Origin of the sequence: Alkalilacustris brevis, assembly GCF_003350345.1 — a bacterium.
GTDB lineage: Bacteria > Pseudomonadota > Alphaproteobacteria > Rhodobacterales > Rhodobacteraceae > Alkalilacustris > Alkalilacustris brevis.
This window is the reverse complement of the sequence record NZ_QNVJ01000084.1, coordinates 60,186-73,186: the sequence shown is the minus strand read 5'-3', so window position 1 is coordinate 73,186 and position 13,001 is coordinate 60,186. Positions and strand designations below refer to the sequence as shown.

13 protein-coding genes are annotated in these 13,001 nt (G+C 66.0%); 7 read left to right on the top strand and 6 right to left on the bottom strand.

The genetic code is table 11. The features are described from left to right. Positions 1–171: 171 nt before the first annotated feature. Genes DQ229_RS13310 through DQ229_RS13295 form a run of 4 tightly spaced genes read right to left on the bottom strand, consistent with a single transcriptional unit; the run spans position 172 to position 4,161 of the window. Positions 172–954, bottom strand: coding sequence for an HpcH/HpaI aldolase family protein (locus DQ229_RS13310; protein WP_114966747.1), 783 nt, complete (start codon positions 952–954; stop codon positions 172–174). Positions 955–978: 24 nt separating this feature from the next. Further along, positions 979–2,145, bottom strand: a complete 1,167-nt coding sequence (locus DQ229_RS13305) for an acyl-CoA dehydrogenase family protein (protein WP_114966746.1) — start codon at positions 2,143–2,145, stop codon at positions 979–981. Then, the gene (locus tag DQ229_RS13300; RefSeq protein WP_162300873.1) at positions 2,142–3,038 is read right to left on the bottom strand and encodes a succinate--CoA ligase subunit alpha; all 897 of its coding nucleotides are present in this window, start codon (positions 3,036–3,038) and stop codon (positions 2,142–2,144) included. The genes DQ229_RS13305 and DQ229_RS13300 overlap by 4 nt, the downstream gene beginning before the upstream one ends. After that, positions 3,031–4,161, bottom strand: a complete 1,131-nt coding sequence (locus DQ229_RS13295) for an ATP-grasp domain-containing protein (protein WP_162300872.1) — start codon at positions 4,159–4,161, stop codon at positions 3,031–3,033. The genes DQ229_RS13300 and DQ229_RS13295 overlap by 8 nt, the downstream gene beginning before the upstream one ends. A gap of 150 nt (positions 4,162–4,311) precedes the next feature. Between DQ229_RS13295 and DQ229_RS13290 the strand changes: the two genes are divergently transcribed. After that, a complete protein-coding gene (locus DQ229_RS13290) occupies positions 4,312–5,406 on the top strand; it encodes an Ldh family oxidoreductase (protein WP_114966743.1) in 1,095 nt (364 codons plus the stop codon). 10 nt (positions 5,407–5,416) lie between these two features. Here the strand turns inward: DQ229_RS13290 and DQ229_RS13285 are convergent, their stop codons facing one another. Next, entirely contained in the window at positions 5,417–6,043 is a 627-nt protein-coding gene (locus tag DQ229_RS13285; protein WP_162300871.1) for a GntR family transcriptional regulator, read from the bottom strand. A gap of 260 nt (positions 6,044–6,303) precedes the next feature. Here DQ229_RS13285 and DQ229_RS13280 point away from each other — a divergent pair, with 260 nt between their 5' ends. The 6 genes from DQ229_RS13280 to DQ229_RS16660 all read left to right on the top strand — a co-directional run bounded on the left by DQ229_RS13280 (position 6,304) and on the right by DQ229_RS16660 (position 12,127). Next, a complete protein-coding gene (locus DQ229_RS13280) occupies positions 6,304–7,284 on the top strand; it encodes an NAD(P)-dependent oxidoreductase (protein WP_162300870.1) in 981 nt (326 codons plus the stop codon). A 38-nt stretch (positions 7,285–7,322) separates the two neighbouring features. After that, positions 7,323–8,933, top strand: a complete 1,611-nt coding sequence (locus tag DQ229_RS13275; RefSeq protein ID WP_114966740.1) for a thiamine pyrophosphate-binding protein — start codon at positions 7,323–7,325, stop codon at positions 8,931–8,933. Between the two features lie 14 nt (positions 8,934–8,947). Next, the gene (locus tag DQ229_RS13270; RefSeq protein WP_238381082.1) at positions 8,948–10,285 is read left to right on the top strand and encodes an acyclic terpene utilization AtuA family protein; all 1,338 of its coding nucleotides are present in this window, start codon (positions 8,948–8,950) and stop codon (positions 10,283–10,285) included. 3 nt (positions 10,286–10,288) lie between these two features. After that, positions 10,289–10,600, top strand: coding sequence for an AtuA-related protein (locus tag DQ229_RS13265; RefSeq protein ID WP_238381081.1), 312 nt, complete (start codon positions 10,289–10,291; stop codon positions 10,598–10,600). Positions 10,601–10,743: 143 nt separating this feature from the next. Then, positions 10,744–11,655: a hypothetical protein gene (locus tag DQ229_RS13260; RefSeq protein ID WP_114966738.1), complete on the top strand. Its 912-nt coding sequence runs from the start codon at positions 10,744–10,746 to the stop codon at positions 11,653–11,655. Between the two features lie 31 nt (positions 11,656–11,686). Further along, on the top strand, positions 11,687–12,127 hold the full coding sequence (locus DQ229_RS16660) for a hypothetical protein (RefSeq protein ID WP_202909584.1): 441 nt from the start codon (positions 11,687–11,689) through the stop codon (positions 12,125–12,127). 42 nt (positions 12,128–12,169) lie between these two features. Here DQ229_RS16660 and DQ229_RS13250 read toward each other — a convergent pair whose 3' ends face one another. Beyond that, a complete protein-coding gene (locus DQ229_RS13250; RefSeq protein WP_114966737.1) occupies positions 12,170–12,976 on the bottom strand; it encodes a sulfotransferase family protein in 807 nt (268 codons plus the stop codon). Between the last annotated feature and the right edge of the window lie 25 nt (positions 12,977–13,001).

The following is a 13,001-nucleotide window of genomic DNA, read 5'->3' as shown; positions in this document are numbered from 1 at the left end:
TTTTCGGCGCGGCTGCGCCGCACCGAAGCCTCCGGCGGGGATATTTTGCCACAGTGAATTTGCAGGCGCGCCCCATCCCTTCACTGTGAGAAAAATATCCGCGCCGCAGGCCCCCGCCCGCCACAGGCGCGCGGAATGGGCCGGCAGCCTGCCGACGCGAAGCCCTGTGGCTCAGTCTTCGCGCAGTGCCTTTGTCCATGCGCTGGCGGCCGAGGTCAGAAAGGCAATATCGGTTTGCGTGGTGAAGAAGCGGACTCCCTTGGCGGTCATGCCCTTCTGACGCGTCACGTCACGGTTTCCGCCGCAGCCGGCGATGATGCCATTGGCCGCGCAGGCGACATTCACGCGGTCCTGCGCCGCGATGATTTCCGGGTCGTCGAACTGCCCCGGCTTGCCCATGTTGACCAGCAGGTCATTGGTGCCGACATGGATTACATCGACACCGGGCACGGCGGCGATGGCCTCGACATTTTCCAGGCCCGCGCGGGTCTCGATCATGCAGACCACGAGTGTGGCCTCATTGAGCTGCGGCATCGCCTCTGAGAGCGGCATCGGGGCGAAATCGAACATCGGATAGCCACCACTGACCGAACGTTTGCCTATCGGCGCGAACTTGCAGGTATCGACGGCTTTCTGTGCCTGCTCGGGCGTTTCGATATCGGGATAGACGATGCCGGTCACGCCATTGTCGAGCAGAAGCGAGACATCCGGGTCGTCAATGCCGCGCACGCGCACCACCGGCGCGACGCCGATGGCAAGGGCCGTCTGCGCGATGTTGTTCAGTGTCTCAAGGCCAAAGATCGAGTGCTGCGTGTCGATGAAGATGAAGTCATGCCCGGTGGTCTTGGCGATGCGCGCAATATCGGGCGAACGCGCAAGGCGCAGGCTCATGCCCAGCGCGACCTCGCCGCGTGCAAGTTTTTCCTTCAGCGGATTTGTGAACCTGGTGCCCATCTGCGATGCCTCCTGTTGGCGATGTCAGTTGATGAGACGGCCAAGTATGCCGTCGCCGTCATCGTCACGCGCCATGAGCCGCTTGCCGACCAGGTCGCGCAGTGTCTCGGAGGTGCCGCCGCCAAGCGTGCCGTAGCGCGCGCCGCGATAAAGCCGCGAGACCAGCGCCTCGTCGGTGAAGCCGAACCCGCCATGCACCTGGATCGCCTCGCTGGTGACGCGCAGCGACATCTCGTTGCAGGCGATCTTGGCATTGGCCGCGAGGAACGGATCGGGAAAAGGATCGGCGCTGGCGCAGGCGCGGTAAAGCAGCCCGCGCGCCAGTTCGATATCGCGATACATGTCAGCCAGCTTCCAGCGCATCCCCTGAAAGCCGCCGATCTGGCGTCCGAAGGCCATGCGCTCCTTCGCGTATTTCAGCGCTTGGTCGAAGGCGCCTTCGGCCAGCCCCAGCGAGATCGAGGGATTCAGGCAGCGCTGGGTGTTGAAGGCGTTGAGCAGCTTTCGGAAGCCGTCATGCTCGATCACCAGGTTCTCGCGCGGCAGTTCCACATCGTTGAATTGCACCTCGTGCAGGTTTTCGCCGCCCAGCGTGTGGTAGTTCGCTGTGATCTCGAGCCCCGGGGTGCCTGCATCGACCAGCACGCAGCCGATCCCCTCGCGTCCCGGCTCTCCGTTCACGCGGGTGAAGACGACAAACATTGCCGCCTCGGGCGCGCGCGAAATCATGGTTTTCGTGCCGCGCACGATCACCCGGTCGCTCTTGACGGTGGTGTTGGTGCGGTAGCTGGCCACATCGGTGCCGGCGTCGGGTTCGGTCATGCAGACGGCAAGGATGTTCGTGCCCTCGCAGACACCGGGCAGGATGCGCTGCTTGATTTTCTCGGGCGCGTAATGGGCGATGATGCGGGTTTGCACGCCCACCTCGCCCAGCACCGCCATGGCGGTTACATAGCAGCCCTTGGCGATCTCCTCGAGCACCAGCGCGGTGTCGAAGACCGGCAGGCCCAGCCCGCCGTATTCCTCGGGCACGGCCATGCCCAGAACGCCCAGCCCGGCCAGCTCCCGCAGATTCTCCCAGGGGAAGCTGCCATCGAGATAGCGGGTGCCGCGGGCGATGAAATTGCCCTGTGTCAGCTCCCGCACAGACCGGATCATGGCTTTCTGTTCGGTGGTGAACTCGGGGGTCATTGCTGGCCTTTCCTGATATCGGTGGTAATGGCGTCGATCATCGTGCCGATCCGGTCATGCACCCTGACACCTGCGGCCATCAGAGCCGCGCGTTTCGAGGCATGGCTGCCGCGGTTGCCCATGACCATGGCCCCGGCATGGCCCATGGCCTGCCCCTCGGGCGCCGAGGCGCCGGCGATCAGCGCATGAACCGGCTTGCCGAGGGGGGTTTGGGCCAGTGTTTCGGCCAGTTCCTCTTCCTCGGTGCCACCGATCTCGCCGATCACCAGCACCGCGCGGGTGGCGGCATGGTTGCGGAAGGGTTCGACCAGATCGGCAAAGCGCGTGCCCTTGATTGCATCGCCCCCCACTCCGATCCAGGCCGATTGTCCCAGCCCGTGCTGCACCAGCCGCAGCCCGCTTTCATAAGAAAGTGTGCCGCTTTTCGACCAGATCGCGACCGGCCCCGGCGCCAGTGCGACATCGGGCAGGAAGCCCATCTTCAGCCTGCCCGGCACCGCCAGCCCCGGTGTCGAGGCACCGATCCAGCAGGCCCCCGCCGCGCGCACCAGTGCGTGGGCGCGCAATGCGTCATGGGCGGGCACGCCCTCGGTCACCGTGACCACCAGCTTGAGTCCGGCTTCAAGCGCCTCCGAAATGGCGTCGAGCACCGAAAGGGGCGGCACCATGATGACGCTTGCTCGCGCGCCGGTTTCTGCCACGGCGCGGGCGGTGTCGGTATAGATGGGGATCTCATCGATCCGCGGGGTGCGGGTAGAGCGTGATATGCCGGCCACGATCCGCGTGCCGTAATCGCGCATCAGGCGCACATGGTTCTGCGCCACGCGCCCCGTGGCGCCCTGCACGATGACCGGAATGTCCTGCGGGGCAGGCCCCAGAACCGCATCAAGCATCTGCGCCCTGCCTCGCATGGTTGCTGACCAGCGCGACGGCGCGGTCAAGGTTCTGTTCCAGCGTGACGCCGCTGCCGGTCAGAATTGCGGCGGCGCGCTCCTGCCCGTTGCCGGCCAGCCGGGCGACGATGGGCGCCTCAAGCTCGGGCACGGCCTTGAGGGCGGTCAGCAGAAGTTCCGCGAATTCGCCCAGATCGGTGACACCGGCGAAGATATTCACAAGCACCGCCTTCAGCCGGGGTGCACGCGCCATCACCTGAAAGGCCCCGATCAGCCGCGCCGGGTCGCCGCGCATCTGCCCGCTGCGGATGTCGCAGAAATTGTAAGGGCGCACGCCCTGTTCGGTCATCTCGTCGATCAGTTTCATGCTCAGGCCCGCCCCGGTTGTCACCAGCCCGACCTCGCCCTTCGGGTCGATCACGATCAGGTCGTAGCCCTGGTGGCGCTTGAAAAGCGCATCGCCATAAGCTTGCGGGCGGGCCTCGAGCAAGGCGGCCAGGTCGGGTTGGCGGGGCAGGGCATCGGTGTCGATGGCCAGCCGCACGTCGGCGGCCACCCAGCCGCCATCGGGCAGCAGCATCAGCGGGTTGATCTCCAGCAGCAGCGCGTCGAGATCGAGAAACGTCTTCCCGATAATCCTGCCCGCGTCCCGTGCGGCGGCTTGCAGATCATCGGGCAAGGCTTCGGCCAGCCCGTCCACGGCAGCGGCTAGTGCGTGCGGGGCAGGGGCGGCAAGGGCGTGGTGCATTGCGTCGCCTGCGTCCTCAACATCTATACCGCCCGCTTCCGACAGCATGACCCGCACCTTGCCCGCCGCCGCGTCGAGCGTGAAGCCAAGATAGACCTCATGCCCGTTCTCGATCACGGCCTCGGCCCGGCAGCCCAGCACGCGGTGGCCGCCGATGGTCAGGCCCACGATCGCGGCGCGGTGCGTGTCGGCCTGTTGTGCCGTCTCGGCGCGGCGGATACCCCCGGCCTTGCCGCGCCCGCCAGCGGGCACCTGCGCCTTGATCATGCAGGGCAGCGCGGGCGGCGCGTCGCCTGCCTCAAACCATGCCCCTGCGGGGACAGGCACGCCGCGCGCCTCGAGGGCGGCCTTCGCATCATGTTCTAGCAGCAGCATCCGGAGTATTCCCGTTTCATTGTCGAATCCATCTGTATACTTCTGTGTATCTGGCGTCAAACCCATGCGCTGCACGGCTTGCAAGCCTGGCTGTCAGGGCGTATTCATGATGGTATCCAGTTGTATTCACCGTGATCCAGGAGGCCAGCCATGCAGAAAGATGCAGCCGCGTCCACAGGCATCCGCTACATTGCCCCGGCCAGCGCCGAGGCGCTGGTCGCCGGTATCCTTGGCCAGTACGGCGTGCCGGAGCCTGACGTCGCGACCACCGCGCATTGCCTCGTGCGGGCCGATCTGCGCGGGGTCGACACTCACGGTATTACGCGCATGCCGGGCTATCTGGAACGGCTTGACCTCGGGCTGATCGATCCCGCGCCGCAGTTGGAGCCTGAGCGCGTCGCACCCGCTGTCGCGCGGCTTGACGGCAAGAACGGGCTGGGCTTCGTGGTGGCCAGCCGCGCGGTGGACGAGGCGCTCGCCATCGCCGAAGAGTCCGGCGTCGGGCTGGTCGGGGTCGTCAACTCGACCCATTTCGGAATGGCGGCGAATTACCTGCTGCAGGCGGCCGAGCGGGGCTATGCCAGCCTGATCTTCACCAATGCCTCGCCTGCCATGCCCCCCTGGGGCGGGCGTGCGGCGCTGATCGGCACCAGCCCCTTTGGCGCTGGGTTTCCTGCGGGCGCGGGGGGCGTGCCCTTTATTCTCGACATGTCGCCCGCGGTTGCCGCGCGCGGCAAGATCCGCCGCGCCCTGCGCGAGGGGCGGAGCATTCCCGAAGGCTGGGCGCTTGACGAGAACGGCCGCCCCACCACCGACCCGGAAGCCGCCCTGCGCGGCGTGGTCATGCCGATGGGCGGCCCGAAGGGGTCGGGGTTGAGCATGCTCATGGATATTCTGTGCGGGGTGTTTACCGGGGCGGCCTTCGCCGGTGAGGTCGGCGATCAATACAAGGTCTTCGACCGGCCGCAATGGGTGGGGCATTTCATGCTGGCGATCCGGCCCGATCTGTTCCTCGCGCGCGAGGCGATTTCGGCCCGCATGGATGCGTTTGTCGACAGGATGAAAGCGAACCCGCTTGCCGACGGGTTTGACGAGGTCATGATCGCAGGCGAGCCCGAGGCCCGGCTGGAAGCACAGCGCCTGCGCGAAGGCATCCCCTATCGCGCGGCCGACCTGCTGCCACTGGTGCAGCGCTATGCCGCCACAGGCCGGCCATTGCCCGACGGGTTCGAGGGGTTGGCCTGAGGCGGGCCGCTCAGTAGTTGAACATCAGGCTCAGCCTGACCTGAAGCGCCTCGCGGATATGGGCGCGGGCGGCGGCTTCGGCGGCGTCGGGGTCGCGGGCTTCGATCGCGGCGAGAATCGCCTCGTGCTCGCGCATCGTCGCGTTGATGCGGTTGGGCACGTCGAAGGTGTCGGTGGGCAGAAGCATCAATGTGTCGTTCATGCCGTCAAGCATGGTCATCAGGTAGCGGTTGTGCGCCGCCTCATAGATGGCGTTGTGCAGCATCCGGTTCAGATGATTGGTGCGCGCCGAATCTCCGGCACTTTCGGCGAAAGCGCGGGCGATGTCGCGCATGGTGGCGATGTCGCTGGGCGAGGCGTGCTGCGCCGCATAGCGCGCGGCCGAGCCTTCAAGCACCTCGCGTGCGGCGTAAAGTTCCAGCACATGCTGGCGTGTCAACCGTGTCACGGCCAGCCCGGCCGGGGTCATCTCGAGCAGGCCGCGTTCCTGCAGGCGCGACAGGGCCTCGCGCACCGGCGTCCGGCTGACCCCGAATTCGCTGGCCAGCACCTCGGCCCGCAGCCGGTCGCCATAGCGGTATTTGCCCTTGCGCAAATCGGTGATCAGCGCCTCGTAGATCTCATGCGCACGCGACATGTGTTGCCTTTCGCTGCTGAGCGCCTGGGTCGCCCATGATAATGAAAATACCTGACTGCATACACCAATATACCGCGTGGGCGTGCGTTTCCAGCCGAAGCCGAAAACGGGAGCGCCACGGCGGAGCCGGGGGTGGTTGCAGTTTTGCGCCGGGGTTGAATATTGGCCTCGCATCCAGATGGCGCCATATGTATACAGTTGGATATGATGCTGATATAGACGTTGTTCAACGCATGACCGACGGCGACAGGGGGGTGGAGATGACAGGCAAGACAATCGCGATCATCGACCCGTTTCATCCGCGCGTGATCGAAACGATTCGCGCGCGCCTCGTGCCGGGCTGGTCGCTCGCGGTGACGGAAGGCCCCGATGAACAGCAGCGCGCGCGGGCGCTTTCCAGGGCGGATGCGGCCTTTGTCATGGCCACGCCTTTGCCGGCCAGCCTGCTTGAACAGGCGCCGTCGCTGCGCTTCATCCAGAAATTGGGCGCCGGGGTGGACCGGATCAACACCGCCTGGTGTGCCGCCAATGGCGTGGCGGTGGCGCGGCTTCAGGCGGGCAACAACATTCCCGTGGCCGAGCACACGCTTCTTTTGATGCTGGCTGCCTGCCGTAACCTGCCCCGGCTCGATGCCCAGACCCGCGCGGGGCGCTGGGACAAGGAGGCCGTGCGCGGCGAAAACCGGCACCTTGGTGGCAAGACCATCGGGCTTGTCGGGTTCGGCGCTATCGGGCGACAGGTGGCGCGGCTTCTGTCCGGCTTCGGGGTGCGCATTGTCTATTATGACCCGGTACAGGCCAGCCCCGAGGACGAAGCCGCCCTGAATGCCGGCCTTCTGCCGCTTGACGATCTGCTGGCGCGCGCCGACGTGGTAAGCCTGCACCTGCCGCTGCTGCCGGAAACCGCGGGGCTTTTGTCGCGCGCGCGGCTGGCGGCGATGAAGCCCGGCGCGATTCTGGTCAATGCGGCGCGCGGCGGCCTGGTCGACGAAGAGGCGCTGGTCGAGGCATTGCGCGAAGGGCGGCTCTTTTCCGCCGCGCTCGATGCCTTCTCAACCGAGCCGCCGGTGGGCAATCCGCTTCTTGCGTTGTCCAATACGGTGGTCACGCCCCATTGCGCCGGGGCGACAATCGACAATTTCGCCTCCGTGGCCGACCGGGCCGTGGAGAATTACCAGAGGTTTTTGCGCGGCGCCCCCCTGCCCGAAGGGGATATCGCCGTCGCACCGCCCGCGGGCTGAGGCGCCCGTGTCAACCGATCAAGGGGAGGAACAAGAACATGCCGACAACTGTTGAAGTGCTGGCCGATGCCATCAAGGCCTCGGGAACAGATTTCATCGTGGGCCATCCCGGCGGCGAATCCGTCGAACTGATGGAGGCCGCACGCGAACGGGGAATGCGCTTCATGCTGATGAAGCAAGAGGTCGCGGGCGCGATGCTGGCGGCCACCTGGGGCGACATCACCGGCGCGCCCGGTGTCTGCCTGTCGACCCGCGGCCCCGGCGCGGCAAACATGGTCAACGGCGTGGCCCATGCCGCGCTTGACCGTTCGCCGCTGATCGCGATCACCGATCGCTATTCGGCGCCCGAACAGGCGGTGGGGCTGCGCCAGCGGATCGACCATATCGCGATGTACGAGCCTCTGGTGAAGTGGGGCACCACAGTGGATGCCAGGGTTGTGCGCCAGCAGATTGCGCGCGCCATGCGCACTGCGATTGCGCCCGCGCCGGGGCCTGTGCAGTTCGACATGCCGCAAAGCGAAACCACGAAAGAGGCCGGGCAGATGCAGGTCGAGCCATCGATCATGCCCGACACCCTCTATCCCGATCCCGACCGCGCGCGCCTGCGCAAGGTGGTCTCGGCGATCGATGCGGCGCGCAAGCCCGTGCTGCTGGTGGGGCTTGGCACCTTCTGGGACAATGCCTCGGACGAGATGGTCAAACTCGCCGAGACGCTGGGCGCGCCGGTGCTGACCACCTCGAAATGCAAGGGCGCGATCCCCGAGGACCACCCCTTGCGCGCCGGCTGCATCATCGGCGGTCTGATCGAGCGCAAGCTCATCTCCGAGGCCGACCTGATCATCACCATCGGGCTTGATGCGGTGGAATTGCAGCCGAAACCCTGGCCCTATACGACGCGCGTGATCTCGCTGGCCAACACGCCCTCGCTCGACGGGTTGGTGCCGGCCGAGTTTGAGGTTGTCGGCAACCTGAAGTCGCTGCTGGCGGCGCTGAGCGACCAGTGCAGCGGCGGCAGTTCCTGGGGTGAGAAATCGGCCGCGACCTTCCGGACGGATGTCATCAACGCGCTCAACACTCCGGCCAAGGGCCTTTCGCCGCAGCGCGCGATGGAAGTAGCCCGTGCCACCCTGCCGCGCGAGACCATCGCCACCTGTGATGCAGGGGCAAGCCGCCTTCTGGTGGTGCAGAAATGGCAATCCTACGCCCCGCGCGAGTTTCTCACCTCGAACGGGCTCGGCTCCATGGGCTATGCTATTCCGGGCGCGCTTGCGGCGCGCATTGCCCATCCCGACCGGCCCGTGGTCGCGTTCACTGGCGATGGCGGCTTCATGATGGCGGTGGCCGAGTTGCAGACAGCCGCGCGCGAGAAGCTGCCGATCACCATCGTGGTGTTCGACGATTCCGAGATCGCGCTGATCCGCGTCAAGCAGGAGCTCAAGGGTATCGACCGTTACGGCGTCGGCATCGGCGGCATCGACTGGGAAAGCCTGGCGCGCGCCTTCGATGCCGATGCGGCGGTGGTCGAGACGGAAAACGCCCTGCAGGACGCCCTGGCCAATGCCCGTCATACCGAGCGCACGACCCTGATCGCGGCCAAGATCGACGGTTCGGGCTATGTCGATCAGTTCAACGCGCTGCGTGAACTCTGATGACGGAAAGGCCCTTGCGTATAGGCGTCGGGGCGGGGTTTTCGGATGACCGTGTCGGCCCGGCGGTGGCGCTCGCCGAAAGCGGGGAAATCGACTATCTGGTGTTCGAATGCCTGGCGGAACGAACAGTGGCGCGCGAGAATCTCGCGCGCACTGACAACCCCGAGGCCGGCTACACCCCGCGCCTGATCGAGCGGATGGAAGCCGTGCTGCCGCATTGCCTGCGCCACGGTATCCGCATCGTGACCAATATGGGTGCGGCCAACCCCCTGGCCGCCGCGCGCGCCACGCAGGCGGTTGCGCAGGCGGCGGGCCTTGGCCCCTTGTCGGTTGCCACGGTCGCGGGCGACGACGTGGCCGATCTGCTGCGCGCGCGCCCCGATCTGGTGCTGGAAGATGGCCGGCCGATTGAGGCGATCCTGCCGCAGATGGTTTCGGCCAATGCCTATCTGGGGGCGGGCCCGATTGTCGCGGCGCTGGAAACCGGCGCGCAGGTGGTCATAACGGGCCGTGTGGCCGATCCGTCGCTGTTTCTGGCGCCCATGGTCCATCACCACGGCTGGGCCGCTGACGACTGGCCGCGCATCGCCGCCGGAACGCTCGCCGGGCATTTGCTGGAATGTTCCACCCAGGTTTCGGGCGGCTGTTTCGCCGATCCCGGCATCAAGGAGGTGCCGGGCCTCGAAGACCTGGGCAACCCGATCGGCGAGATCGGCGCCGATGGCCGCGTGGTCATCACCAAGCTTGCGGGAACCGGCGGGCGCGTGGACGCCGCCACCTGCACTGAGCAACTGCTCTACGAGATGCACGACCCGGCGGGCTACCTGACCCCCGATTGCGTGCTCGATGTCACCGATGTCGGCTTTGCGCCTGATGGCGTGAACCGTATCTGTGCCACCGGCGCCCGCGCCGCCCCGCCCACTAGCAGCTACAAGGTCACGATCGGGTATCACGATGGCTATATTGGCGAGGGCGAGGTGAGCTACGCGGGCATCAATGCCGTGGCGCGTGCAGAGCTTGCCGCCGAAGTGGTGCGCGCCCGGCTGGCGCGCAACGGGCACCATTATTCCGAAATGCGGACTGATCTGATCGGCATGTCCAGCCTGCATGGCATGGGCGCGGGCCGCCCCGAACCCTATGAGGTGCGCCTGCGCATCGCTGCGCGCTGCGGCAGTGCCGCGGCCGCCCGCGCCGTGGGCACCGAAATCCGTGCCATGCATGTGAACGGCCCGGCCGGGGGCGGTGGCGGCTCGGACCCGGCGGTGCGCAAGGTGCTGGCGGTGGCCTCGGCGCTGATCCCGCGTGATCTGGTCCGGCCGCAGGTGCATCTGCATGACGGGCAGGAGGGTTAGCCGATGGTGCGTGTCTACGATCTTGGCCATTCGCGCGCGGGCGACAAGGGGAACACCTCGAACGTGTCGGTCATCGCCTATGACGCGCGCGCCTGGGAGATTCTGGAGCGCGAACTGACCGCCGGGCGCGTGGCGCGGGCCTATGGCCATATCACCGCCGGCCCGGTGCGTCGCTATGTGCTGCCGAAGTTGCGCGCGCTGAACTTCGTGATCGAGGGCGCGCTGGGCGGTGGTGTCACGCGCTCGCTGGCGCAGGACAAGCACGGCAAGAGCCTCAGCACACTGATCCTGACTATCGAGCTTCCCGACCGCTGAAAGCCGGCACGCTGGTCTGCGTGGCGGGGCCAACTGCGGCGATATTACGGCAGGTGGTTAAGAAATGGTCACAGGCTTTCCCTGCGATTGGCGCAATCGGCAGCAAGAACGCAGGCTGGAAAGAACCACAGGGCAGCCCGGCCATGCACGAAAAACGGACAAGATTTCTGAAAGACGAGTCCGGCGCCGTCACGAGCGACTGGGTGGTCGTATTGTCCGGGGTGCTCATGCTGGCCTTTGTGGTTACGGGCGGGATCATCTCGGCGGTCAAGCTGGGCGGCGAAGAGATCGGCACTACCGCGGGAGAATTCGATTTCAAGTCGGCCGCCGGCTTCGCCGAAGCAACTCCGCCGCCGTCCAGTGGAGGCAGCGGTAATGCCGGGTCGCAGCCGCCATCGGGCGGCGCGGGCGATTTCGTGCCCGGAAATGGCAATGGCGGCGGCAACCCCTGTGGCGGACCGGGGCAATCTTGTTCGGGGCTGGGCGATGACACCAATCCGGGGCAGGGAAGCGGCAACAACAACGCGGGCGATACCCCCGGCGGCACTGGAACGAACAATCCCGGCGGCGGTGATGACAACCCCGGCGGCGGGAATCCGGGCGGTAATGATAACGCCGGTGGCAACGGCAATGCTGGCGGAAACGGCAACGGTAACGCTGGCGGCAACGGCAATGGCAGCGGCAACGGCAACGCAGGCGGCAACGGAAACACCCCTCCGGTCAATGCCGATTTCGTGATTGCCCCGCAGACCCTCACAGCCGGTTGGGGCGATACGGTCGTCTCTGACTGGCTGAGCCTTCCTGGCGATATCCCGGCCAATGGGCCGGTGGATTTCACCCTTTCAGGCTATGAGGGGGCCACCCTGCAAACGCTCAACGGGCGCGCCGCGTCAGGGCAAATCCCTTCCTCGGGCACGAATCTCCTGATTCCGACCCCGCCTTGCGGCAGCACCGCCACGGTGGTTATCGAACTAGACAGCGGGCTGGTCGGCATATGGGAAGTGACGCGCCCGGCCTGGCCTGACAACTGGGGCACCCCGCCCGCCGGCTGCTAGGCATCCGCGATCACGCCGGAGGATGGCGAAGATGAACGATTTACCCAGAACCTGCCAGCAATACCCCGCGCCATGCCGGGCGCGTCGCTTTTTGCTGGGCGAGGCTGGTGCGGCTTCGGTCGATTTTGTTGTGCTGACGGCGGGAATCATCGGGCTGGCCCTGGCGGCGGCGATCATCTTCACATCCCTGAGCACAAACGTCATGCGCGGGGTCTCGGACAAGATCAGCACACAGGAGCTTGATCACGGGCAGCGTGTGGGCGGTGATGCCCCGTCGCAAGGGCAGGATGGCCAGGACGAGCAGGAGCCCGATGCCGGCGCGGAGGATCAGGTTCCGAACGGTGATGAACAGGGAAGCCAGCCCAACAACTGGGATTGCCCCGCTGCGGGAAGGGGCAACGCCCCCGGCGATTGCGGCGGTGCGGCGCGTGCGGCAAATCCGGGCCTGGCCCTCGGCCCGGGGCAGCGCTGATTGCGGCCCGACCCGATCGGACGGGCCGCGGCGGCGCATGCCTCAGTCAGGGCCAAGCTTGGCGTGCACTTCGTCAAGATCAATCTCGCCCACCGGCATCTTGTTCGACGGATCGAGCCGATCGTATTTGAACAGCTCGAAGTCGCGGTGATAGATTTCGTTCACCAGATGCAGCGCGAGGTCGTCGAAATAGTCTTCGACCGGATGCGCGCGCTTGGGCCCGTGGCCTTCGGATTCGTTGAAGCGCGGCACATTCGCCAGATCGACCTGATGCGGCGTTTCGGTCTCCTCCAGCACCGTTTGCATGCCTTCGTTGAAGCGCTCGGTAAAAAAGATGTGGTCGTAGCGGCCGCCATTGGCGATGAAGGTCGAGATATGGCTCGACATGGCCGACCAGTGGATGTCGGGGTCCATCGGTCTGCGCCAGCGGATGGTGTCGCGCGCAAACAGCAGAAACCGCCGGAAGGAAGCGATCTGGTCGAAATCGCCCTCGACCTCGATGCCGTATTTCTGGATCAGCAGCGGCACCAGGTTGCCGCGATAGCGCCGCCCGTTACGCTGAATGCCGCAGATCTTGTCGAAAAACGACGACAGGATGCGCGCGTAAGGGTTGCGCACGCAGGTATATGTGAAGGTCTTGCCTGCCCGCACGGCCTGCGTGATCGTGGGCTGGCTGGCCTCGATCCCCCATTTGTGCAGCCCTTCGGTGGCGTCGTGGATGTCGCCATCGAAAAACCGGCCGTGATCCGAGTAATACATGATCTGTCCGATGGTCGAGCAGGCGCATTTGGGCACCACCCGGTAGATCATGCTGCCGCTTTCGGTCATCCAGGTGCCGGGAAAACTCATCGCAAGGCGTCTCCTTCAGGGAAAG

Excerpts from the sequence above, each read along its gene's own strand:
- DQ229_RS16660 (WP_202909584.1), top strand. The coding sequence starts at position 11,687 with ATGAACGATTTACCCAGAACCTGCCAGCAATACCCCGCGCCATGCCGG.
- DQ229_RS13295 (WP_162300872.1), bottom strand. The coding sequence starts at position 4,161 with ATGCTGCTGCTAGAACATGATGCGAAGGCCGCCCTCGAGGCGCGCGGC.
- DQ229_RS13280 (WP_162300870.1), top strand. The coding sequence starts at position 6,304 with ATGACAGGCAAGACAATCGCGATCATCGACCCGTTTCATCCGCGCGTG.
- DQ229_RS13305 (WP_114966746.1), bottom strand. The coding sequence starts at position 2,145 with ATGACCCCCGAGTTCACCACCGAACAGAAAGCCATGATCCGGTCTGTG.
- DQ229_RS13275 (WP_114966740.1), top strand. The coding sequence starts at position 7,323 with ATGCCGACAACTGTTGAAGTGCTGGCCGATGCCATCAAGGCCTCGGGA.
- DQ229_RS13250 (WP_114966737.1), bottom strand. The coding sequence starts at position 12,976 with ATGAGTTTTCCCGGCACCTGGATGACCGAAAGCGGCAGCATGATCTAC.
- DQ229_RS13265 (WP_238381081.1), top strand. The coding sequence starts at position 10,289 with ATGGTGCGTGTCTACGATCTTGGCCATTCGCGCGCGGGCGACAAGGGG.
- DQ229_RS13310 (WP_114966747.1), bottom strand. The coding sequence starts at position 954 with ATGGGCACCAGGTTCACAAATCCGCTGAAGGAAAAACTTGCACGCGGC.
- DQ229_RS13290 (WP_114966743.1), top strand. The coding sequence starts at position 4,312 with ATGCAGAAAGATGCAGCCGCGTCCACAGGCATCCGCTACATTGCCCCG.
- DQ229_RS13285 (WP_162300871.1), bottom strand. The coding sequence starts at position 6,043 with ATGTCGCGTGCGCATGAGATCTACGAGGCGCTGATCACCGATTTGCGC.
- DQ229_RS13260 (WP_114966738.1), top strand. The coding sequence starts at position 10,744 with ATGCACGAAAAACGGACAAGATTTCTGAAAGACGAGTCCGGCGCCGTC.
- DQ229_RS13300 (WP_162300873.1), bottom strand. The coding sequence starts at position 3,038 with ATGCTTGATGCGGTTCTGGGGCCTGCCCCGCAGGACATTCCGGTCATC.